Raw genomic sequence first — 23,716 nt, 5'->3', positions numbered from 1 at the left:
AAGGTACTGCTTTTTTGAGATAAGAAATCAAAATAAGGAGAGTGTGTTTTAGTTCTGTCACTTTACTCAGCAGTAATTACAAATTGATCATAATATCTTTCATTCATATATATATTTAATAGCCATAGTCCAGATGAAGGTAGCGATATAGTGAGAGGGAGTTCGTTTGTAGTAGAATCTATTGCATTTGAAGCAGTCCAAGTTTGTTTGGAATTTTCTTGTTGAAAGAGGACTGGTGTTGGCGTTACTGACCCTTGTTTTAGTGCAATAATAGAGAGTTTTCCAGTTGGCCTTTCAGGATCTAAAAAGTACCACATTATTTCATTTGGTTCATTTGAGATAATAGAGGTATCAGCCATTGCGATTTTTCCTTCGATGCCTTTTAAAGGTATTTTTCCATCTACAAAGGATGGAGCTTCTTCCCAATTCACATCTTTTAAAACACTAAGATGAAAGAAGGAAGGTGCGTTAGCTTGAGTTGATGATGTTGAGATGGCTTTTTTGTTAGGTACTTCGGAATCGGGTTGAGCTTGCGAGCATCCAGCGATGAGAAAGGAGAAAAGTAGCATAGTTCCGATTTTTTTCATGGTGCCACACTCCTAATTTTTATTGTTAGTGTAATTGTATTTGCTAGAAAGCAGGACAATTCCTTTAAAGTATAAAAAGAGATCGTAAATTTTGTACGACCTCTTTTGACATTTTCTATACTTGTTCAGTTGTAAAGGTTGGCTCATTCTCTTTTTGCGGCATCGTTAAGAAAATAACAGAAAGAATGATACATACGCCGCCTAATAATTGATAGGCTCCAAAAGATTCATTTAGCCAAGCGATTGAAACGATGGCCGCTACAAGTGGTTCAATACTAGATAAAATGCTTGTTTCTGTTGCTGCTAAATATTTCAGACTACCGATATAAAGAAGGAAAGAAAGAGTGCCGCTTATAATGATAAGGATAAGCATAGAAAAAGTTGTTGGTGTAAAGGTTTGTGAAAGCTGACTCCATCCAAACGAGTGATTACAAATAAGCAGGGTGATGCCGCCGATTAACATCCCCCAGCCAATTACTATGGTTGTTCCGCATTCTTTAATAAGAGAAGCTGGATGGAGGGTATAAAATGCAAATCCAATTGCTGTTAATAGGCCAAAAATAATGGCTTCTTTCGATAAAACAATATTTTCAATTGAACCGTTTGTAATAATAAAGTACGTTCCCGTTAATGCAGTTATAATTGCGAGTAGTTGCATAGAAGCAGGGAATTTTCGTTGTTCAAATGCGACATAAATGGTAATAAGAACAGGACCTAGAAATTGAAATAATGTCGCTGTGACCGCGTTACTAATATGAACTGTTTCGATAAAGGCGTATTGCGCACCGAGCATGCCGAGAATAGAGAAAATAATAAGTTGTATAGAATGTCTAGGGTGTTTCCAAATTTGAAATATGTTTTGTTTCTTTATCAGTAAAAAAGATAAAATAAATAATCCCGCAAGCAACAAGCGAATTGTTAAAAAATCAATTGATGATACGTTGGTATGTTGAAATAGCCACTGAATCATCGGGCCAGATAATCCCCATAAGGTAGCTCCTGTAATAATCATAATGAGTCCAATCCGTCTACCGTTGTTCATAATCATGCATCTCCTCTCGAGTATTTGATTTTTTATGTGTGACATGATAAAAGGAATTATATATAACTTCTGGTACTGTAAAAAGTATCAGATTTCAGTTTTATTGAGGGGTCAGATATTATGTTAGAATTAACGCCTAATTTAAATGCGAAAAGCAAAATAGCATTGTATGTGCAATTGTATGAGTATATAAAAAAAGAGATTAAAGATGGAACGATTCCGGCTTTTACAAAATTACCTGCAAAAAGAAAACTGGCAAGCTATTTACAAGTGAGTAAGAATACAGTAGAAGCGGCTTACGAGCAATTACTTGCAGAAGGTTATATTGAGTCGGCATCGAGAAAAGGTTATTTTGTATGCAAAGTTGAACAAATGATTTATGTAGAAGGAAGCGATGCGAAAGTAGAAGAAGTACCGTTTCGGGAGGAGAACTATAAGTTTGATTTCACCCAAACAGGGGTTGATACAAAAACTTTTCCGTTCACTATGTACCGCAAGCTTATAAATGATGTATGGCAGCCACATAATAATGAGTTACTTTTTCTTGGACATCCTCAAGGGGAATTGAGCTTAAGGGAGGAAATTGCGAAATATTTGTATGAATCTAGAGGTGTGCGTTGTTCAGCTAGTCAAATTGTATTGGGAGCGGGAACACAAATATTAGTGAAATTACTTTTTCAATTGTTGAAGGGAAGTAATTATGCAGTTGAAAACCCAGGTTATCATAGGAAAATGGTTGTTTTTGAACAGGGAGAAGAGAAGGTTCAAATGTTGTCTTTAGACAGGGACGGAATTTGTATGGCAGATTTAGAAAATAGCGATGCAAATGTTGTATTTGTAACTCCATCTCATCAATTCCCATATGGAATGATTATGCCTATTACGAGGAGGACGCAGCTTTTACAATGGGCGAAGAAAGAGAAAGACAGGTATATTATTGAAGATGATTACGATAGTGAATTTCGCTATTCAGGAAAGCCAATTCCGGCACTACAAGGATTAGATACAGAGGGGAAAGTTATTTATATGGGGACGCTATCAAAAGCTTTATTGCCCTCGTTACGGATGAGCTATATAGTATTACCGAAGAATTTGATTATAAAATATCAAAAGGAATATTTGTTTTATACGCAAAGTGTTTCAAGAATGGATCAAGAAGTGATAAGAAGGTTTTTAAATGAAGGCTATTGGGAAAAACATATTCATAAAATGCGTGTCGTCTATCGAAAGAAGAGAGATCGACTTGTTTTTGAAATAGGAAAGTATTTCTCTAATCGTGTTGAAGTGATAGGAGAAGATTCGGGATTACACATTTTATTAAAAGTGCATAATGGAATGCGAGAAGAAGAACTAATTAAAGAAGCGGCAAAATATAGTATTAAACTATATCCTGTTTCTACGTACTACAAAGATGGTACTGCACCTGAAAATGTAGTTTTACTTGGGTTTGCGATTTTATCAGAAGAAAAAATTGCACAAGCGATACAACTATTAAATACAGCGTGGTTTTGAAAAAAGTAAAAAAACATCCTCATACACGAGAGGATGTTTTTTATTATTTATTTTCATCTAAGAATAAGACCATATGCTCTTCGTCCCAATATTGTCCGTTATATTTTAATGAACGTTCTTGCACACCGAATGTTTTAAATCCTAATGATTCATAAAGTTTTTTTGCTCCATCGTTGCCAACAACAACATCAAGCATAACCTGTTCTACTTCTAAAGATTTAGCAAGTTCAAGACATTCTTTAATAAGTGCTTTTCCTGCTCCAAGTCCGCGTGCTTTTGGAGACACATAGACAGAACCGATTTTAGCTTTATGTTCTTGTTTTACATATGGTTTCGTTTCCAGTGTCGCAACCCCGATTAATTTTCCATCTTTAAATGCACCTAGCGTATAGTTTTCATCTTGTGCTAATTTTTGTGCTTTATATTCAATTGCACACTCTTTATTAATAATATCTTCATAAGAAGAGCTAAAAGCTTCAGGGTTTTGCTTTAATCCTTCTACACGAAGTTCTAAGTAAATTTCCGCTTCGTCTTTTGTTAATACATGGATATCCAATTATATCACCCTCCAAATCTTTGCAAATGTACCTTTATTTTATATTGAAATAAGAATAATTTCAAAAGCTTAGCTTATATGAGCTGATTTTATGAACAAAATAACACCAGTAGTGTTTACTACTACTGGTGTTTTCACACACATATTATTCAAAAGGTAGCTTGATTATAAAGTTTGTTCCTACGCCTAATTTGCTTGTTACTAGAATGGAACCATTATGCAATTCCACAATTTCTTTCGCAACAGCTAGCCCGATACCTTTTCCTCCAGTAGCTCTCGTTCTGGATTTGTCAACACGATAAAAACGATCGAAAATATGCGGGATATCTTCTTCAGGAATACCTTCACCTTCATCTTGTACACTTATTGTAAAAGAATTTATTTCTGTGAGTACGCGTATTGTAATAGTGGTGTTTTCTAGCGAATGTTGATAAGCATTGTGTAATAAATTTAACATAACTTGTTCCATACGTCTTTCGTCTATGCAAACTTCTAAATCATCTTTACAATATACATGGAGTTGCATTTGCTTATTCGTTAATGTTGTTTTTGTTTTTTCAACCATTCGCTCTAAAAAAGGCCTAAGAAGCACTTTTTGTTTCTTTATAACAAACTGGTGTTGTTCTAATTGTACAAGCATAAATAAATCTTGAACGAGATCGGTTACACTATCTGTTTCATCCTCAATGATTTGCAAGTATTCTTCACGCTCTTCTTTCGTTAAAGAGTCTCTCTTTGCCACTTTCGCATAACCTTTCATATAAGTTAATGGGGTTAATAATTCATGAGCAACACTAGCGAGAAACTCGTTTCTTTCTTTTTTCATATAAGTCAGTTCACTGGACAAATCTTCAATCGTTTTTGCTAAGCTTCCAAGTTCATCATTCCGTTTAATACCTAATTGAATTGGTTTATTTAATTTTGACATTTTTTCTGTTGCCCTCTTCATTTTTATAAGCGGTTCTGTAATAACACGAGAAAAAACAAAGACAGAAATAGTTGTTAAAATAACTGTCAAAACACTAATGATAAGAAATTGGTTCATGAGTTTAAGTAACATATTTTCTAAGAAAGATGTTTTTAATAACATATATAATTTTCCTTGAAACTCTTTTGTATTAATTGGGCTTACCGTTGTGATGAATTTTGATTTTTTCCAGTTCTTCTCGACGATTAATCCATTTTGGGGGATTTGTTCTGTTTTACAAGTAAGTTGTTTTTGCATAGTCTTTGTTACAGGTTCTGAAGTGGAAATGATTTTTCCATTATTGTCCGTTATAATGATAGCTATATCAGAGTTAGCAATTGATTCTGATTCAACTAAGTGTTCAGCCTCATCCGCGATATCGAACTCTGGGTATATAGGACGGTTAGGATTTTTATTGTATTCAGCACGTTCGATGTTTGTCTTTTCTTGAGCATGTACACTCCACTTGGAACGTCTTGTAATTTTGTTACTATAGCGATTACCTTTTTCTAAAAGAGCAAGTGTTTCTTCCTCAATCCGCATTGTTGAAATGCTTTTGTAAAAAGATACGAAAGCAATTGTTTCAATACATAAAGCTAATATTAAAAAGTATGTCCCAATTTTAAGTGAAAGTTTACTCATTTTCTCACCATACCTTATTTCATATAAAGGGTCAGTGATATACTATTGCTCACTGACCGAAATAATTATTCACTTTTCCATTTATATCCGACTTTATAGACAGTTTCTAAGTAATTTTCAACTGGAAATCCTTTTTTGCGTAGTTTATCACGGATATTGCGAATATGTGAATCGATTGTTCTATATTCAATGTCTGTTTCATAACCCCAAATTTTTTCAATTAAATCATCTCGGCTATAAGCACGGTTTGTATTTTGTAAAAATAGTCCAAGCAACGAGAACTCGATAGGAGTTAGTGAGATTTTTTCATCATATACTGTGACGGTATGTTTCGTTTTATCCCACTCAATACCATTGAAGCTAACGAATCCATCCTTCTTTGTACGGCGTAATATAGCCTCAATTCGTGCAACTAATACATGCTCATCAAATGGTTTTGTAATATAGTCATCTGCGCCCATAGTAAGGCCCTTAACCATATCGTAGTTTTGATTACGAGCTGTTAGCATAATGATTGGAACGTTGGAAATTTGACGGATTTGATAACAAGTATCCCAGCCATCCATATTCGGCATCATTACATCTAACAAAATAATATCGAAGTCTTTTTGTTCTATTAACTTTAGTGCTTCAAGGCCAGAGGTAGCTTTCATACAAAAATAGCCACGAGGACTTAAGAACAGATCTAATAATCGTAACATACGTTCTTCATCGTCTACTAATAAAATTTTTACCATAATCTTGTGCACCCCAAACTGTTCATTCTATTTGTATAGTTTACATGAAAATAATAAAAAACTCTTTTTATGTGATTGAGTGGAAGAGTTATTTCTCGCTCAGAGTAATTGACATAAAAAATGCACTAGTTTTGCACAACTATTTTTTATAATAGAAAACGTAGCGACACAAAATACCCTATGTTGCGACATAACGTCATGTCATTTTATTTATAAAATGACAATTCCATTCTATTGTGTATGTGAGATAGAGAGGGTTTTCGTATTCACCTCGCATCGGATAAGAAAAATTTCCTATCTCACACTTTTTTTAAAAGGAGATCATACACATGAATCCAAAAGAAGAAATTTCAAAAAAAGAAAAGCAAGATCGTAATACGGTTGTCATGTGCGTTGCCGTATCTATGGTTATTATTATAAGTTGTGTAAATAAAATTTTGGGGATTTTATAATATAAAAAAAGCTTATTGCTTCTTAAGAAGCAATAAGCTTTTTTCATTGTTAAGGGGGATATTTCTATATAATAAACCAGGGTAAAATTGCTAATCCAGAAGTTACAATTGCTGTAGTAAATATTAAAAGCATAGCTCGTTTGTTTTGTTTCATGTCACATTCTCCTCTACATATCAAGTACATGCGATTAGCGTGGGGTGTAGTTCCCCACTGAGTAAAGTTTCACTTTATCCCGCATTAATGGGCAGTAAGACTTCCATCCCAAAATTTAGTAGATGCAAAGAAGTTAGATGGAAGGTCAACTGTCCATAAATGCCCGATTGGTTCAACTAATACTCAGTGGAGGTAAAGCTTTCCACTGAGTAAAGTTTCACTTTATATTTTTAGTATAATGAATGGAAAGGTTTGGTACGATCGATAAAGGTGACATGAAGATTACATTGTTGTAATGAAAAAAGCATCTTTCTTAATAGAAAGATGCTTTTGGAAAACTATATTGAAGTATTAATCATTTAAGAACAAAACCATGTGTTCTTCGTCCCAATATTGACCGTTATGTTTTAATGAACGCTCTTGTACGCCGTAAGTTTGGAAACCTAATGACTCATATAATTTTTTTGCTGCATCGTTACCAACTACAACATCGAGCATAAGTTGTTCTACATGTAATTTATCGGCATTTTCAATAATTGCTTTCATAAGAGCTCGTCCTGCTCCAAGGCCACGTGCTTTAGGGGAAACAAAAACGGAACCGATTTTTGCTTTATGTTCTTGTTTAATGAAAGGCTTTGTTTCTAAAGTAGCAATGCCGATTAAATCGTTATCTTTGAAGACACCTAGAGTATACTTATCCGGATTGCTTAATCGTTTTGCCATAGCAGCTACAGGATTCTCATGTTTAAGAACATCTTCATAAGAAGAGCTAAAAGCTTCCGGGTTCTTCGTTAAACCTTCCATACAAACTTTTAAATATATTTCTGCGTCCTCTGTCGTTAATAAGCGAATTTCCATAGTTGTAACCTCCTTGGTTGATTTCAAATAAAGTGAACCTTTTATAAGATTGTATATGTGTTTTGTGAGCAGTCTCTTTTAATTTGTAAAAGAATGAAAAGATATATGCTACAATGTTTTTGTTTTTAATATGTAATGAAATTATATATTAACTTTATTAACTATTCAAGTGTTTAATATATTACATTTTTATAACTAAAATAACTCCTCGATTGAGGAGTTATTTTAGTTATTCGATTGATAACCATCAATTCGATGTGGATGCGTGTAAATATTACAAGAGTCATTTCTAATAAATCCTACGACTGTAATGCCTAAATCGTGAGCGAGTTGCAATGCTAGTTTTGTTGGAGCGGATTTAGATAGAACAATTTCACATCCGATTTTTGAAACTTTGAGTAAAATTTCGGATGAAATACGCCCGCTAAATGCAATGATTTTTCCTTTAACAGGTATATCGTTGCGCAAACAATGACCGTATATTTTATCTAATGCATTATGTCTTCCAATATCCATTCTTGATAGGAGGATATTGTTTCGATCACATAGCGCAGTATTGTGAACACCGCCGGTTTGGCGAAAGGTAGTGGAAGATTGTTGTAAAGTATTCATTAAGTAAAAGCATTCTTCAGGAGTAATTTTTACATGTATATCATGTAAATCTTTTGCTTTTGCGGCATCGTTAACGAAAATAAAGCCTTGTCTACCTTTTCCGCAGCAAGAAGTAATGTATCGTTTATTATATAAAGTGTGGTAGAGCGGATTTATTTTTGATGATGTTACATGAACAATTCCGTTGTCTTTTTGGATCCATAGTTCTTCAACATCTTTATAGGAAGAAATAACTCCTTCAGAAATTAAAAAACCAATAACCATGTCTTCAATATAATTTGGTGTACATACAACTGTTACATATTCTTCACCATTTAATTTAATAGTAATAGGAGATTCCGTAACAATCTCATCAAGTTGTTTTGAAAATGTACCAGATTGATAACGTACAATTGTATAAGTCTCTTGCGTAGGCCCCATATTAAATTCCCCTTTTATATGTATTTTCTCCCACATTCATCATAAAACATTGAAAAAATAAAAACATCTGTTAGAAGGAAGGTATCAGATTATTTTGGTTATTATTGTATATATACGATATAATAGAAATGTAGAATAGTGAAATTTTTAAGCTTTCGTAGTGATGCCTTATCAACATCTAGAATCGACTTCAAAAGAAAAGTATTTGGGCAGGACGTTTCAAAAATATGTACAGTAATGCATTTGTGAAAACGGATTCATAAATATATTGTACAGTTGGTTGTAAGGAGAGGGGAAACTATGGCAGAACAGACAGTCCGTGTAACCGTAGATGGTAAAGAATTTTCAGCATCAGGTGAAAAGACAATACTACAATTATTTAATGAGAGTAATTTGGAACATCCTCAAATTTGTCATGTACCAGAAGTAGATCCAATTCAAACTTGTGATACATGTATTGTAGAAGTAGATGGGAAGTTAATGCGTGCTTGTTCAACGCAAATAGAGAACGGTATGCATATTGAAAGACAGTCACAGCGTGCGAAAGAGGCACAGACTGAGGCTATGGATCGAATATTAGAGAATCATTTATTGTATTGTACCGTATGTGATAACAATAACGGTAATTGTAAGGTTCATAATACAGTACATATGATGGGAATTGAAGAGCAGAAATATCCGTACGAGCCGAAAGTAAGTGCTTGTGAAGTGGATATGTCACATCCGTTTTATCGGTATGATCCAAATCAATGTATTGCTTGTGGACAGTGTGTAGAAGTATGTCAAAACTTACAGGTTAATGAAACGATATCGATAGACTGGAGCTTAGATCGTCCGCGTGTTATATGGGACAATGGTGTAAGTATAAATGACTCATCTTGTGTAAGTTGCGGGCAGTGTGTAACGGTATGTCCATGTAATGCGTTAATGGAAAAATCAATGTTAGGTGAAGCTGGATTCATGACAGGATTAAAATCAGATGTGTTAGATCCGATGATTGATTTTGTAAAGGATGTAGAGCCTGGATATAGTAGCATTTTAGCAGTTTCAGAAGTAGAGGCTGCGATGCGTAAGACGAAAGTGAATAAAACAAAAACAGTTTGTACATTTTGTGGTGTCGGTTGTTCATTCGAAGTATGGACGAAAGATCGCCATATATTAAAAGTGCAACCTGTTTCAGATGCACCAGTTAATGGAATTTCCACATGTGTAAAAGGTAAATTTGGATGGGACTTTGTAAATAGTGAAGATCGAATTACGAAGCCATTAATTCGCCAAGGAGATATGTTTGTTGAAGCTACTTGGGAAGAGGCATTAGAAGTTGTTGCTTCTAACATGCAGCATATTAAATCTGAATACGGCAGCGATGCATTTGGATTTATTTCTTCATCGAAAGTAACAAATGAAGAAAATTACCTTATGCAAAAACTAGCTCGACAAATATATGGAACGAATAATGTGGATAATTGTTCTCGTTATTGTCAATCTCCAGCAACAGACGGTTTATTTAAAACTGTCGGTATGGGCGGAGATGCTGGAACAGTGAAAGATATAGCTGAAGCAGGCCTTGTCATTATCGTTGGTGCGAATCCAACAGAAGGACATCCTGTGCTTGCGACGCGGGTAAAACGTGCTCATAAATTACACGAGCAAAAACTGATTGTAGCAGATCTTCGTAAACATGAAATGGCAGAGCGTGCGGATTTATTTATTCATCCGCGCCAAGGTACGGATTACGTATGGCTTGCTGGTATTACGAAATATATTATTGATCAAGAGTGGCACGATAAAAAGTTTTTAGCTGAAAATGTGAAGAACTTTGATGAATATAGCACAATGTTAGAAAAGTATACGCTTGAGTATACAGAAGAAATTACGGGGATTTCGAAAGAACACCTGAAAGAAATGGCTCGTATGGTATATGAAGCAGATGGTACTTGCATACTTTGGGGAATGGGTGTAACGCAAAATACAGGAGGAAGTACAACATCTGCTGCTATTTCCAATTTACTGCTTGTTACGGGGAACTATCGTCGTCCTGGTGCAGGCGCATATCCATTACGAGGTCATAATAACGTACAAGGTGCTTGTGATATGGCGACATTACCAAACTGGCTTCCAGGTTATCAAGCAGTATCAGATGATACGCTTCGTGCTAAGTTTGAAAAAGCATACGGCACAACCATTCCGAAAGCACCAGGATTAAATAATATTGCAATGTTACTTGCGGCAGAAGAAGGAAAACTACGTGGTATGTATGTCATGGGTGAAGAAATGGCTTTAGTCGATTCCAATGCGAACCATGTGCAACATATTTTAGCGAATTTAGACTTCCTCGTTGTTCAAGATATGTTCTTATCAAAAACAGCTCGTTTTGCTGATGTTATTTTACCAGCGGCACCAAGCTTAGAAAAAGAAGGAACGTTTACGAATACAGAGCGCCGTATTCAAAGGTTATATGAAGTATTGAAACCGCTTGGTGATTCAAAACCAGACTGGTGGATTTTACAAAAAGTTGCTCGTGCACTCGGCGGGGATTGGAATTACGAAAGTCCAAGTGAAATTATGGATGAAATCGCATCACTTGCACCGTTATACTCTCAAGCAACGTACGACCGTCTAGAAGGTTGGAATAGTTTATGTTGGGGTAGCCATGATGGTAGTGATACACCGCTATTATATGTAGACGGATTTAACTTCCCAGATAAACTAGCTCGTTTATCATTAGATGAATGGGTACCACCAGTTGTAGCGCCAGATGAGTATGATTTACTTTTAAATAATGGACGCATGCTAGAACATTTCCATGAAGGAAATATGACGAATAAGTCGGCTGGTATTTTATCTAAAGTATCTGAAGTGTTCGTTGAAATCTCGCCGGAACTTGCCCTAGAGCGTAATGTGAAAGATGGTGGTCTTGTAGAATTAGCATCACCATTTGGGAAAATTAAAGTACAGGCACTTGTTACAGATCGTGTAACGGGGAAAGAGCTATACCTACCGATGCATGCAACGATAAATGAAGAAGCGATTAATATTTTAACTGGGACGGCAACAGACCTTTATACGTGTACACCGGCGTACAAACAAACGATGGTGAAAATGCGTGTATTACGTGAAAAAGGAAATCGTCCGTTACCATCTTCAAACCCGCGAGATAAAAAGCGTAATCCGCAAAATGGTGTTGAAATCGAGCAAAAATGGCAAAGAAAACAATACGTATCACTTGTGGACTAGGGGGCGGAGATAGTGGCAAAAGAAATTACTTTAATTAAAAAGAAAGTTGTAACAGAAGAAGAACAGAAACAGCAAGTAGCAGATGAACTTCTAAATGAGCTATCTAATAATCGTGAAGCAGTAGAAGAAACGATGCAGCTGTTAGCGCAGTTGCAGAAGGCTGGTATATTAGATGCGGCGATTAGTTTACTTGCTGCGAAGGAAGATGTTTCAAAGATCGCTGTGGAGCAATTAAATCGTGAACCAGTTAAAAATGCACTCAACAATATGATGGGGGCAGGAGAAGCTTTATCTTCAGTTGATCCGGAAGTAACGAAACAAATTACATCCAGCTTAGTTACTGGATTACAATTTGCAACAGATGAATTAAATAGTGGTAAAAAAACAAAAGTGATGGATTTCTTTAAAGTGTTAAAAGATCCAGATATCAATAGAGCCATTACATTCGGTTTTAGCTTCTTGAAAGCATTTGGACAAGGATTAGAGAAAAAATAGAGTAAGTGAAAAAGTGATGGGGAGTAACCATCACTTTTTTCATTGTATGTATAAGAGTGTTCATGTTAAGCGGAATATATTATTATTAAAAAGATGGATTAGAAATGGAAATATGGAATCCATCTCAAATATCGTTTTAGAATGTGGAGGAATATATGCAACACCGTAAAAGACTATCTATACCAGGAGTAATAGGACATTCCTTTCAAACAGTTAAATTTGCTTTTTGGAATGTATTAACCTTTCAACTCGCTTATAAATTATTAGCAGCGATTGTATTTGTCCCGCTATTTGGGATCATTTTTAATAAGTTATTGTATTTTGGTGGTTATGCAAACGCGACAAATGATGAATTATTAGCGTTTTTAAAGACGCCTTATGGCATTTTGGCAATTGTAATTTTATCATTGTTAGCGCTGTTTCTTATCTTTACGGAATTTGCGGTGCTTATTATTATTTCGTACTTTGCTCATAAAAGGCAAAAGGTGAGATTACGTCCAATTTTGTATAAAACAGTAACGTATTTACCTACCCTTTTCACATATTGCTTACCGGGATTTATTTTATATGCTGTCGTATTGTTACCTCTTTTAAATATGGGATATGAAACAGCATTAATCCCGCAAATTCAAATTCCTAACTTCATTACAGGAGAACTGTTCAAGACAACCATGGGACAAGTTGGTTATTACACATTCTTTGCTGTAGTTGCGTATTTGAACCTTCGCTGGATTTTTGTTCTACCTATTGTTGTTTTAGAGCAAAAGCCATTTCGCGTGGCAGCACGTAAAAGTGCAAAGTTAGTAAAAGAAAGCTTTTTTAAAGTACTACTCTTTTTAGTCGGATTTTTTATTTCAATAGGAATTGTGTATATCCTATTTTTAGGAATATATTTATTGTGTCTATGGGGTGTTTATGAATTTACAAATCCGAAAGGAACATTTGCATTATTAGCGGAATCTACAATGTCTGTATTTTTAACGAGTACATTGTATTTATTTAGCTTTATCGTGACACCATTTTATATTATGGCGATTACGCGATTGTATTTACAAAAGGTGCCAGTTGAAGATGTTTTATTAGAAGAAGGGTTAGATTATTCGAAAACGAAAGCAGATAAATGTTTCTTCCAAAAACATCGTTGGAAATTTATTGGTGTATATATTGTAGGAATTATTACTGCCGGGATGGTTGTTGCCTTCATAGTAACGTTTATTTCAAATTCATATAAAGAACCGATTATTATGGCGCACCGTGGGTATATATCAAAAGGAGTAGAAAATACGAAAGAAGCCATTCAAGGTGCTATTGATGCAAAAGCAGACTATGCTGAAATTGATGTATTACAAACAAAAGACGGTGAATTAGCAGTTATACATGATTTGAAGTTGAAACGCCTTGCTAATGCTAATGTTCATGTGTCAGATTTAACGATGGACGAGTTAAGACAACTTACTCTTAGTCAAGATGGGTTTTCAGGACAAATAAGTACACTTGATGAGATCATTAAGTTGGCAAAGGGAAAAATCAAACTCAATATTGAAGTGAAGCTTCATGGTGGCGAAAAAGATTTTGTAAACAAAGTATTAAAAGCGATTAAAGATAATGAATTTGAGAAACAATGTGTCATTCAAACGTTACACTATCCGCTTATTAAAGAGTTTAAGCGTGCAAATCCAGATATAAAAGTAGGATATATACTGTATGCGAGTAGAGCTAACTTAAAAAATGTGAAGGCTGATTTTTATGTAGCAGAAGAATATATGTTAAATAAGAAATTAGTAAAAGAAGCAAGGAAGTTAAACAAGCCAATTTACGTATGGACGGTAAATGATATGGAAAGTTTAAAGGGATATTATAAATTAAACGTAGATGGTATCATTACCGACTATCCTGAAGATGCACGTGAAACAATTAAGATGTTAAAAGAGCAAGAAGAGGAAGAAAGTGATTTGTTTGATAAAATTACTGAGACAACAGATGATTTATTTTCCAAGTTATTTATAAGTTATCCAGCTGCTAGCTAAATGCTAGCAGCTGTTTTTTATGAAAAGAATATATCCCTAAAGTATTATGTAAATTCACAACTGTATATGTATACGGCGTTATTGGGGTTTCTTACATTGTTACATTATTGTCGAATAATAAATGGTCGGTACTCATTTTGGAAGAGTATAATAAAAATAGAGTGATAGATAATGGAATGGAACGAGAATCCTAATAGAATCAATGTTTTATATATTTACACTATTCTAAATATATAAACTTTAAAAAAATGGTATGTTAGCGTTTTCATAATTTTTAAGTTATGCTAGAATAAGGACATAAGTTATTAATTATTAAAAAAAGAAAAAAGACTTTCTTTTTTCTGTTAATTATAAGGGGGCATTTCATTATGCGTATTGGGGTACCAGCAGAAATTAAAAACAACGAAAACCGTGTGGCAATGACACCAGCAGGTGTTGTACATTTAATTCGTAACAATCACGAAGTATTCATTCAAAAGGGTGCAGGTTTAGGATCTGGTTTTACAGATGCTCAGTATGTTGAAGCAGGAGCGAAAATTGTTGATACAGCTGAAGAAGCTTGGAACATGGAAATGGTTATGAAAGTTAAGGAACCAATTGAAAGCGAATACAAACACTTCAGCGAAGGTTTGATCTTATTCACATACTTACACTTAGCTCCAGAACCAGAATTAACAAAAGCATTAATCGAAAAGAAAGTTGTTTCTATTGCATATGAAACAGTACAGTTAGAAAACCGTTCTCTACCATTACTTGCACCTATGAGTGAAGTAGCTGGTCGTATGGCTGCACAAATTGGTGCACAATTCCTTGAGAAAAACAAAGGCGGTAAAGGTATCTTACTTGCAGGTGTTCCAGGGGTTAAACGTGGTAAAGTAACAATCATCGGTGGTGGACAAGCTGGTACAAATGCTGCTAAAATTGCAGTTGGACTAGGTGCGGATGTAACAATCATCGACTTAAGTGCAGAACGTCTTCGTCAATTAGATGACATTTTCGGAAACCAAGTAAAAACTTTAATGTCTAATCCTTACAATATTGCAGAAGCTGTAAAAGAGTCTGATCTTGTAATCGGTGCAGTATTAATCCCAGGTGCAAAAGCACCAAAACTTGTAACAGAAGAAATGATTAAATCAATGGAACCAGGTTCTGTTGTTGTAGATATCGCGATTGACCAAGGTGGTATTTTCGAAACAACTGACCGTATTACAACTCATGATAACCCAACTTACGAAAAACACGGCGTGGTTCATTATGCAGTTGCAAACATGCCAGGTGCGGTTCCACGTACATCAACTCTTGCATTAACAAACGTAACAGTACCATATGCAGTACAAATTGCTAACAAAGGCTACAAAGAAGCTTGCCTAGGCAACTCTGCGTTACTAAAAGGTATTAACACATTAGATGGCTATGTAACATTCGAAGCAGTTGCAGAAGCTCACGGTGTAGAGTACAAAGGTGCTAAAGAATTATTAGAAGCAGAAACAGTATCTTGCTAATAGAAGCATTATACAAAACAAAATCGAACAATATATAAAACAACATGATAAGAGCTAAGAGTGAATATCTCTTAGCTCTTCTTGGCAAAAGGGGGCATACATCGTGGCCAACCTATTTAAAAAGAAATCCGTTACGCAATTGTTAGGGGAAAGTAAAAGTAAAACTTTAACGAAAACGCTAGGGGCATTTGACCTAACAATGCTAGGGATTGGTGCGATAATCGGTACAGGAGTACTAGTATTAACAGGATTAGTAGCAGCAAGAGATGCTGGTCCAGCAGTTATTTTTTCATTCATGATTGCAGCGATTGTTTGTGGATTTGCAGCATTATGTTATGCAGAAGTTGCATCTACACTGCCGGTTTCAGGTAGTGTGTACACATATTCATATGCGACAATTGGTGAGTTTATTGCCCACTTAATGGGATGGACATTACTATCTGTATACGTCGTAACAACTGCCGCAGTAGCTGGTGGATGGACAGGTTATTTCAATAACTTAGTGAGTGGATTTGGATTAGAAATTCCAACAGAGCTGTTAAAGATTCCATCACAAGGTGGAATTGTGAATTTACCAGCAGTAGTCATTACTTTAGTTTTAACTTGGTTATTATCAAGAGGTACGAAAGAAAGTAAACGTGTGAATAACATAATGGTATTAATCAAAATTGGTATTGTTATTTTATTCATTGCAGTTGGTGCGTTTTACGTACAACCAGAAAACTGGACACCATTTGCACCATACGGTATGAGCGGAATCTTTGCCGGAGGCGCAGCAGTGTTCTTCGCTTTCTTAGGATTTGATGCATTAGCAACTTCTGCTGAAGAAGTAAAAAATCCACAACGTGATTTACCGATTGGTATTATTGCTTCGTTAATTATTTGTACAATCATTTATGTTGTAGTTTGTCTCGTGATGACAGGTATGGTTTCTTATAAAGAGTTAGATGTACCAGAAGCTATGGCATATGTGTTAGAGGTTGTGGGACAAGATAAAGTAGCAGGTGTAATCGCAGTTGGAGCTGTAATTGGTATTATGGCTGTAATCTTTGCTTACATTTATGCAACAACACGTGTATTCTTCGCGATGAGCCGTGATGGTTTATTACCGAAATCATTTGCGAAAATTAATAAGAAGACAGAAGCGCCAGTATTCTCAACTTGGTTAACAGGTATTGGTAGTGCTTTAATTGCTGGATTTATCGATTTAAAAGAATTGTCGAATTTAGCGAATATTGGAGCATTGTTAACATTTGCGATGGTAGGTGTGTCAGTTATTATTCTTCGTAAAACACATCCGAACTTAAAACGTGGTTTTGTGGTACCGCTTGTACCAACGCTACCGATTATTTCAATCGCATGTTGTCTATTCTTAATGTTTAACCTACCATTAACAACATGGATCTACTTCGGTATTTGGTTAGCAATCGGAGTGGTTGTATACTTTGTTTATTCGAAAAAACATAGTCATTTAAAAGACGATGGAAGTTCGCAGGATAATTTAGAACAAGCTAATTAAAAGCTTAATTAAAAGGGATATAAGTATAGTAAGCCTTGTGCGTCTAGGGAACGCGCAAGGCTTTTTCTTTTGTGCAAAGTGTACATCCTTTTTTGTATGAGAATGTAATTGATGCGGAAAATATGTGTAGATCTTTTTAAAATGTGAACGAAATGTTCAAAAAAATGTATGAGATTTCATTGACACATATGAATGGACGCTCATATAATAAAAGTATAAGATATATGAATGATTGTTCATATGTTCAAATAAAGAGGTGAGCTATGATGGCTGGAAATAAAGTAGAAACACCACAAGAGACATGTTCTCAAACGATAATCCATGAAGAAGTTGTTGATCAAGTAAAACAAACAATTCCAACTGATGAAAGTTTAAGTAAAGTAGCTGAATTATTTAAAGTATTAGGCGATCGTACACGTACGAGAATATTACATGCGTTATTTGAAGCTGAAATGTGTGTTTGTGATTTAGCGTATTTATTAGGAATGACACAATCATCTATTTCACATCAGCTTCGTGTGTTAAAGCAAGCGAAACTTGTAAAGAATCGTAAAGAAGGAAAGGTCGTTTATTACTCGTTAGCTGACCAGCACGTAATTCATATCTTCGAGCAAGCGTTTGAACACGTAAACGAAGAAGAATAAAAAGAATGCGAGGAGGGAGAACGATGGCTGAAGCATTAGTGAAAAAGAAACTGATGTTAGAAGGTTTAGATTGTGCGAACTGTGCAATGAAAATTGAAAAAGGTGTTGGGAATATAGAAGGAGTAAATTCTTGCTCTGTAAATTTTGCAACAAAAACAATGGTTTTAGAGACAGAACAAAATAAAGAAAACGAAGTTGTTACAGAAGCAAAACAACTCGTTACAAAATTAGAACCGCACATTAAAGTACAAGAAGAAAAAAATACAAAAGTAGCAAAAGAAGTATTTATATTAGAAGGTTTAGATTGCGCAAATTGTGCGATGAAGATTGAAAATAAAGTGAAAGAAATGCCGACTGTTTCAACAGCAACTGTTGATTTCGTATCAAAGAAATTACGAGTTGAGGTAGCGAATAAAAGAGAATTAGAAGCGACTGTAGCCAATATAACAAATGTCGTTCAAAAGTTAGAACCAGATGTGAAAGTTGTTCGTGAAGAAAAGGGTGGTCATGACCATGGACATAGTCATGATCATGGTGAAGCAAATGTGAAAAAGATGGTAGGACGATTAGTGGTTGGCGGAATTTTGACAGCAATCGCTGCATTAGCTGGCTTACCACAAATGATCACAATTCCATTATTCGTCCTTGCGTATTTATTAATCGGTGGAGATATTGTTTGGAGAGCGGTAAGAAACATAACTCGTGGTCAAGTGTTTGATGAGAACTTCTTAATGGCAATTGCCACACTAGGAGCTTTCGCGATTCAACAATACCCAGAAGCGGTTGCAGTAATGTTATTCTATCAAGTAGGGGAACTATTCCAAAGTATTGCGGTAAACCGTTCTCGAAAATCAATTACTTCATTAATGGATATTCGTCCTGATTACGCGAATGTAAAGGTTGGTAATGAAACGAAACAAGTATCACCAGAAGATGTACAAATCGGCGATTATATTATCGTGAAACCTGGTGAGAAAGTACCATTAGATGGGAAAGTAGTTGAAGGAACATCAATGGTAGATACTTCAGCATTGACTGGTGAATCTGTACCACGTGAAGTTGAAGTTGGAAATGATGTACTAAGTGGTTTTGTGAACCAAAATGGTGTATTAACAATTGAGGTTACAAAAGAATTTGGTGAATCAACTGTATCAAAAATTTTAGATTTAGTTCAAAATGCAAGCAGTAAAAAAGCGCCAACAGAAAACTTTATTACGAAGTTTGCGCGTTACTACACTCCAGTTGTAGTAATTACAGCAGCGATCATGGCGTTTATTCCCCCACTTATTTTAGAAGGAGCTACATTCTCTGATTGGATTTATAGAGCTTTAGTGTTCTTAGTAATTTCTTGTCCATGTGCGTTAGTTGTATCTATTCCTCTTGGATTCTTTGGAGGTATCGGTGGTGCATCTAAAAGTGGTGTGTTAGTAAAAGGAAGTAACTATTTAGAAGCTTTAAATGATGTGAAATATATTGTTTTTGATAAAACAGGCACATTAACAAAAGGTGTCTTCAAAGTTACAAAAATGGAACCGAGCGAAGGCATTACAAATGAGGAATTATTAGAGTATGCAGCATTTGCTGAAGTGTATTCTAACCATCCAATTGCACAATCGATTCGAAATGCATATGGAAAATCAGTTGATGAAAAAATAATCGATGGTTATAACGAAATTTCTGGTCACGGTACAGTCGTAAAAGTACAAGGAAAAGAAATTTTTGCAGGTAATGCTAAATTAATGAGAAAAGAGAACATTACATTTAAGCAACCAGAAACGGTAGGTACATTAGTTCACGTTGCTGTAGATGGAAAATATGCAGGTTATATCGTTATCTCTGATGAGGTAAAAGAAGATTCAAAACAAGCAATTCAAAAGTTAAAAGAACTAGGTATTAAGAAGACAGTCATGTTAACTGGTGATGCAAAACCAGTTGGGGAAGCTGTTGGTAAAGAATTAGGTTTAGATGAAGTTCACGCAGAACTATTACCGCAACAAAAAGTAGAAGAGATTGAAAAAATTGATGCAGCGAAGCATGGAAAAGAAAAAGTTGCTTTCGTTGGTGATGGTATTAATGATACACCGGTATTAGCGAGAGCCGATGTGGGTATTGCAATGGGTGGTTTAGGATCGGATGCAGCAATTGAAGCGGCAGATATCGTTATTATGACTGATGAGCCATCAAAAATTGCAACAGCTGTAAACATTGCAAAACGTACACGACGCATTGTGTGGCAAAATATTATCTTTGCATTAGGGGTAAAAGGATTAGTTTTACTACTTGGTGCTTTCGGTATTGCAACAATGTGGGAAGCTGTTTTCTCAGATGTTGGTGTGACACTACTGGCAGTGTTAAATGCAATGCGTGTACTACGAGTGAAAGATTTATAAAGTGAAACTTTAATCAGTGGGGGGTCTTACTGCCCGTTAATGCGTCCTCTTTTTTAGGTTATTCTGTTGAAATTGACTCAATAAAATAATAACAAATATTATTTTATAAATAAATAACTAAATATTTAAATTTACAAATAAAAAAATATTTGTCTTATTATTTTAATATATTTTTCACAAAGATATATAGCATTGAAAAAAACAGAGAAGGAGGAGCTTCTCTGTTTTATTTTTGTATATTTTTTTCGACTTGTTCTCGAACAGTTTGAATGTAATTCATTTTATGATCCCAGCATTCTTGACTTAAATCGACAGGGTACTCTTCAGGATTTAAAGTTCGCATATACTCCTCCCAAAATAGTGCGAGACTTTGTTCATTATATTTTTGAATATCTAATATGCCTGGTAGTTCATATGTTCTTTCACCGTTAACAAAAATGTCTTTATGCAGTTCGCGTGCTTCAAAGTTTGTTACAAATTTACTTATATACGTGTGAACAGGATGAAACATTTTTAAGCGTTCTTCTTTTCCTGGTTCTTCACAATCTAATGCAATATAATCGCCTTCAGCATGATCGTTCACTCGATTGATAATGCGATAAATTCGTTTCAGTCCTGGAGTAGTAATTTTTTCAGGGTTAGATGAAATTTTAATTGTATCATTTAATTTTCCATCAGTATCTTCAATCGCAACTAGTTTATAAACAGCTCCTAGAGCTGGTTGCTCAAAGGACGTAATCAATTTTGTTCCAACGCCCCATACATCAATTTTTGCTCCTTGAGATTTTAAGTGCATAATTGTATATTCATCTAAATCGCTAGAAGCAATAATTTTTGTATTTGTAAACCCAGCTTCATCTAGTAGTTTTCTTGCCTTTTTAGATAAATAAGCCATATCACCACTATCGAGGCGAATTCCGTAAAAATCGATGCGATCTCCAAACTCTTTCGCGACGCGAATTGCATTTGGAACGCCAGATTTTAATGTGTCATATGTATCAACGAGAAAGACGCATTTTTTATGAGTTTCAGCGTATTTCTTAAATGCGACATATTCATCGCGATATGCTTGAACGAAAGAGTGCGCATGTGTGCCGGCTACAGGTATTCCGAAGCGTTTCCCAGCCCGTACGTTACTTGTAGATGAGAAACCACCAATAAAGGCAGCTCGTGTGCCCCAAAGGGCTGCATCGAACTCGTGGGCACGTCTTGTGCCGAACTCTAAAAGTTCATCGTTATTTGCAGCGTGCTTCATACGAGCTGCTTTTGTTGCAATTAATGTTTGGTAATTCACAATGTTTAACAGGGCAGTTTCAATAATTTGTGCTTCGCCAAGCGGTGCATCAACACGTAATAAAGGCTCGTTATTAAAGACAACTTCACCTTCTTGCATACTTCGAATCGTCCCAGTGAATTTCATATTTTGTAAATAATGAAGGAATTCTTCTTCAAATTGTAATTCTGCTAAATAAGCGATATCGCTTTCGGTAAAGCTGAAATTTTCTATGTACTCTACAATTTTTTCAAGACCAGCAAAAACAGCATAACCATTCTCGAATGGAAGTTTTCGAAAGTATAAATCAAACACCGAGCGGCGATTGTGAATACCATCTTTCCAATATGTATAAGCCATATTAATTTGATATAAATCTGTATGTAAGGCATAGCTATCGTCTTTATAATAAGTCATCGCGAAAACACCTCCATAATTTGGTTATAGTATACCAATTTTTCACCGCACGTAGCAAAGAATGGATATGAAAGTGTAGTCAAGAGGGAAAAAAATGAAATAATGCATATTTTTTAGAAAATTAACATTTATCAATTTATATTTCTCAAGATTTTATGTATTATTAGAGTAATGGGGGTAAATGAGAATGGAGGAGGACAATGCAACAAACATTAGAAAAAATAGGCAAACAAGTCTTTTACAAACGGCTACAGCAAAAAATGACACAAGAAGAATTATGTCAGGGCATTTGTTCTGTCTCATACTTAAGTAAAATCGAAAATGGAAAGATCGAAGCATCAGAAGAGATTCTACAATTGCTCTGCGCAAGATTAGAAATTGCCGTGACGGATTTGAGAGATGTAGAAGAAGATGTGAAGGGGAAGTTGGAGGATTGGCATAAAGCTATCGTCCATTTAGAAAGAGAACGCATTGAGCAAATATATGCTGATTTACAAGAACAAATAGAGCAAGTAACGGATTTTGAAATTATGAATTATTATGAGCTATTATATGTACGTTATCTTATGATTAAACGTGATATTGATAACGGAGTGGAAAGATTAAATAAATTAAAAAAAGGGTATAAAAAATTATCCCCGTTTCAAAAAATGTTATTCACATATAATGTTTCGTTGTTGAATTGTTTACAAAACAAATGGAAGATAGGATTGGAGAGTTTAATTGAAACAGAAAAAATGGCGAAAGAGCTAAATTATCATGAGAATGGTATTTATTATAATTTAGCATTAGCGTATAGTCATTTAGAAAATCCGTATAAAGCTCTGCATTTTGCCAACATTGCAATAGAGGGATTCCGTAGTGAATATAAATTCCGTAATGTGATAAACTGTCAATTTATTATTGCAATTTGTTTTGTAAGGCAAGGGCAGTACAAAGAGGCTTTGGATATGTACAATAGTATTTTACGTGAAGCGAGTTCGTTTTCTGAAAATGAGGTAATTATGAGTATCGCATTAAGTAATATTGCCGAAGTCTATGGTAACCAAAAACAATATGAAAAGGCTAAGGAATATTATTTGAAAAGTTTGCAATATCATCAACATGAAGATGATAATTACTTAGATACTTTATATCATACAGCATTACAGTGCATTCATTTAAAACAAATGGATGAAGCAAACCAGTGGATAGAAAAAGGTATCTCTATTGCTCAGCGCCATGAAAAGCATAAAAGGGTATTATATTTATTAATTATTTTACAATATAAATATTTCCGCACATCGGATGAATATAAGAAATTTCTAGAATTAGAAGCTATACCATTTTTTAAAGGTGAAGGTAATTTAGTGTATTTAAAACAAGTATATTTAGAAATTGCACATTATTTCGAAGGGATTCGTAACTTCGAAGAGAGTAGTCGCTACTATAAAGAAACTATTTCATTACTGGAAAAAGGGGAGGAGAAATAATATGAAAAAGTTGATGTTTTTAGGTATGGTAATTGGGGTTGTATTCTTGACACAGTTTATTGAACAGTATTCATCAAGACCAGATGTTTTGACGCAAGGAACACAACAAATAGTTGAAACAATTGAATCGTAATGAAAAAACCCCTTTCCAACCGGAAAGGGGTTTTTCAATATTTGTTCCTCAAAATTCTACAAAACTTG

Annotated in this window: 19 protein-coding genes; 11 read left to right on the top strand and 8 right to left on the bottom strand. The window is 34.9% G+C overall.

Features of this window, described 5'->3' with window-relative positions:
- Positions 1-62: 62 nt before the first annotated feature.
- Complete coding sequence (locus tag AC2CGR_RS25525) at positions 63-587, bottom strand: DUF4871 domain-containing protein (protein ID WP_087967119.1); 525 nt, start codon at positions 585-587, stop codon at positions 63-65.
- 115 nt (positions 588-702) lie between these two features.
- A complete protein-coding gene (locus AC2CGR_RS25520; protein WP_087967117.1) occupies positions 703-1,629 on the bottom strand; it encodes a DMT family transporter in 927 nt (308 codons plus the stop codon).
- Between the two features lie 120 nt (positions 1,630-1,749).
- On the opposite strand from AC2CGR_RS25520, the gene pdxR reads away from it, so the two are divergent.
- Positions 1,750-3,141: a MocR-like pyridoxine biosynthesis transcription factor PdxR gene (gene pdxR, locus AC2CGR_RS25515; RefSeq protein WP_087967115.1), complete on the top strand. Its 1,392-nt coding sequence runs from the start codon at positions 1,750-1,752 to the stop codon at positions 3,139-3,141.
- Between the two features lie 43 nt (positions 3,142-3,184).
- Here the strand turns inward: pdxR and AC2CGR_RS25510 are convergent, their stop codons facing one another.
- From AC2CGR_RS25510 to AC2CGR_RS25500, 3 genes are all read right to left on the bottom strand, one after another.
- The gene (locus AC2CGR_RS25510) at positions 3,185-3,697 is read right to left on the bottom strand and encodes a GNAT family N-acetyltransferase (protein ID WP_000351212.1); all 513 of its coding nucleotides are present in this window, start codon (positions 3,695-3,697) and stop codon (positions 3,185-3,187) included.
- Between the two features lie 145 nt (positions 3,698-3,842).
- Positions 3,843-5,306 carry a HAMP domain-containing sensor histidine kinase gene (locus AC2CGR_RS25505; protein WP_087967114.1) on the bottom strand — a complete coding sequence of 488 codons (1,464 nt, stop codon included), beginning with the start codon at positions 5,304-5,306 and terminating at the stop codon, positions 3,843-3,845.
- A 65-nt stretch (positions 5,307-5,371) separates the two neighbouring features.
- The gene (locus tag AC2CGR_RS25500) at positions 5,372-6,043 is read right to left on the bottom strand and encodes a response regulator transcription factor (protein WP_000238949.1); all 672 of its coding nucleotides are present in this window, start codon (positions 6,041-6,043) and stop codon (positions 5,372-5,374) included.
- A 329-nt stretch (positions 6,044-6,372) separates the two neighbouring features.
- Here AC2CGR_RS25500 and AC2CGR_RS25495 point away from each other — a divergent pair, with 329 nt between their 5' ends.
- On the top strand, positions 6,373-6,495 hold the full coding sequence (locus tag AC2CGR_RS25495; RefSeq protein ID WP_001068392.1) for a hypothetical protein: 123 nt from the start codon (positions 6,373-6,375) through the stop codon (positions 6,493-6,495).
- Between the two features lie 505 nt (positions 6,496-7,000).
- Here AC2CGR_RS25495 and AC2CGR_RS25490 read toward each other — a convergent pair.
- Together AC2CGR_RS25490 and fdhD are read right to left on the bottom strand one after the other, a co-directional pair.
- Positions 7,001-7,507 (bottom strand): GNAT family N-acetyltransferase, encoded by a 507-nt coding sequence (locus AC2CGR_RS25490; RefSeq protein ID WP_484481328.1) that lies wholly within the window; start codon positions 7,505-7,507, stop codon positions 7,001-7,003.
- 225 nt (positions 7,508-7,732) lie between these two features.
- On the bottom strand, positions 7,733-8,539 hold the full coding sequence (gene fdhD, locus AC2CGR_RS25485; RefSeq protein ID WP_087967112.1) for a formate dehydrogenase accessory sulfurtransferase FdhD: 807 nt from the start codon (positions 8,537-8,539) through the stop codon (positions 7,733-7,735).
- Positions 8,540-8,839: 300 nt separating this feature from the next.
- Between fdhD and fdhF the strand changes: the two genes are divergently transcribed.
- The 7 genes from fdhF to AC2CGR_RS25450 all read left to right on the top strand — a co-directional run bounded on the left by fdhF (position 8,840) and on the right by AC2CGR_RS25450 (position 20,353).
- Complete coding sequence (fdhF, locus tag AC2CGR_RS25480; RefSeq protein ID WP_087967110.1) at positions 8,840-11,776, top strand: formate dehydrogenase subunit alpha; 2,937 nt, start codon at positions 8,840-8,842, stop codon at positions 11,774-11,776.
- Between the two features lie 12 nt (positions 11,777-11,788).
- The gene (locus AC2CGR_RS25475) at positions 11,789-12,271 is read left to right on the top strand and encodes a helical membrane plugin domain-containing protein (RefSeq protein WP_001040529.1); all 483 of its coding nucleotides are present in this window, start codon (positions 11,789-11,791) and stop codon (positions 12,269-12,271) included.
- A 155-nt stretch (positions 12,272-12,426) separates the two neighbouring features.
- Complete coding sequence (locus AC2CGR_RS25470) at positions 12,427-14,298, top strand: glycerophosphoryl diester phosphodiesterase membrane domain-containing protein (protein ID WP_484481327.1); 1,872 nt, start codon at positions 12,427-12,429, stop codon at positions 14,296-14,298.
- 368 nt (positions 14,299-14,666) lie between these two features.
- Entirely contained in the window at positions 14,667-15,800 is a 1,134-nt protein-coding gene (ald, locus tag AC2CGR_RS25465; protein WP_001219742.1) for an alanine dehydrogenase, read from the top strand.
- A gap of 103 nt (positions 15,801-15,903) precedes the next feature.
- The gene (locus AC2CGR_RS25460; RefSeq protein WP_042515738.1) at positions 15,904-17,319 is read left to right on the top strand and encodes an amino acid permease; all 1,416 of its coding nucleotides are present in this window, start codon (positions 15,904-15,906) and stop codon (positions 17,317-17,319) included.
- A gap of 266 nt (positions 17,320-17,585) precedes the next feature.
- Complete coding sequence (locus AC2CGR_RS25455) at positions 17,586-17,963, top strand: ArsR/SmtB family transcription factor (RefSeq protein WP_000918377.1); 378 nt, start codon at positions 17,586-17,588, stop codon at positions 17,961-17,963.
- Between the two features lie 23 nt (positions 17,964-17,986).
- A complete protein-coding gene (locus tag AC2CGR_RS25450; protein WP_087967108.1) occupies positions 17,987-20,353 on the top strand; it encodes a heavy metal translocating P-type ATPase in 2,367 nt (788 codons plus the stop codon).
- A gap of 226 nt (positions 20,354-20,579) precedes the next feature.
- On the opposite strand, the gene AC2CGR_RS25445 is transcribed toward AC2CGR_RS25450, so the two are convergent.
- Positions 20,580-22,043 (bottom strand): nicotinate phosphoribosyltransferase, encoded by a 1,464-nt coding sequence (locus AC2CGR_RS25445; RefSeq protein WP_074564762.1) that lies wholly within the window; start codon positions 22,041-22,043, stop codon positions 20,580-20,582.
- Positions 22,044-22,243: 200 nt separating this feature from the next.
- Between AC2CGR_RS25445 and AC2CGR_RS25440 the strand changes: the two genes are divergently transcribed.
- Both AC2CGR_RS25440 and AC2CGR_RS25435 read left to right on the top strand, forming a co-directional pair.
- A complete protein-coding gene (locus AC2CGR_RS25440; protein WP_087967107.1) occupies positions 22,244-23,515 on the top strand; it encodes a tetratricopeptide repeat protein in 1,272 nt (423 codons plus the stop codon).
- A 1-nt stretch (position 23,516) separates the two neighbouring features.
- Entirely contained in the window at positions 23,517-23,648 is a 132-nt protein-coding gene (locus tag AC2CGR_RS25435; RefSeq protein WP_000735750.1) for an NprX family peptide pheromone, read from the top strand.
- Positions 23,649-23,716 lie beyond the last annotated feature (68 nt).

Source organism: Bacillus sp. LSHTCR4 (assembly GCF_057197025.1).
The sequence above is the reverse complement of the archived record's forward strand: the minus strand, read 5'-3'. Positions and strand labels throughout refer to the sequence as shown.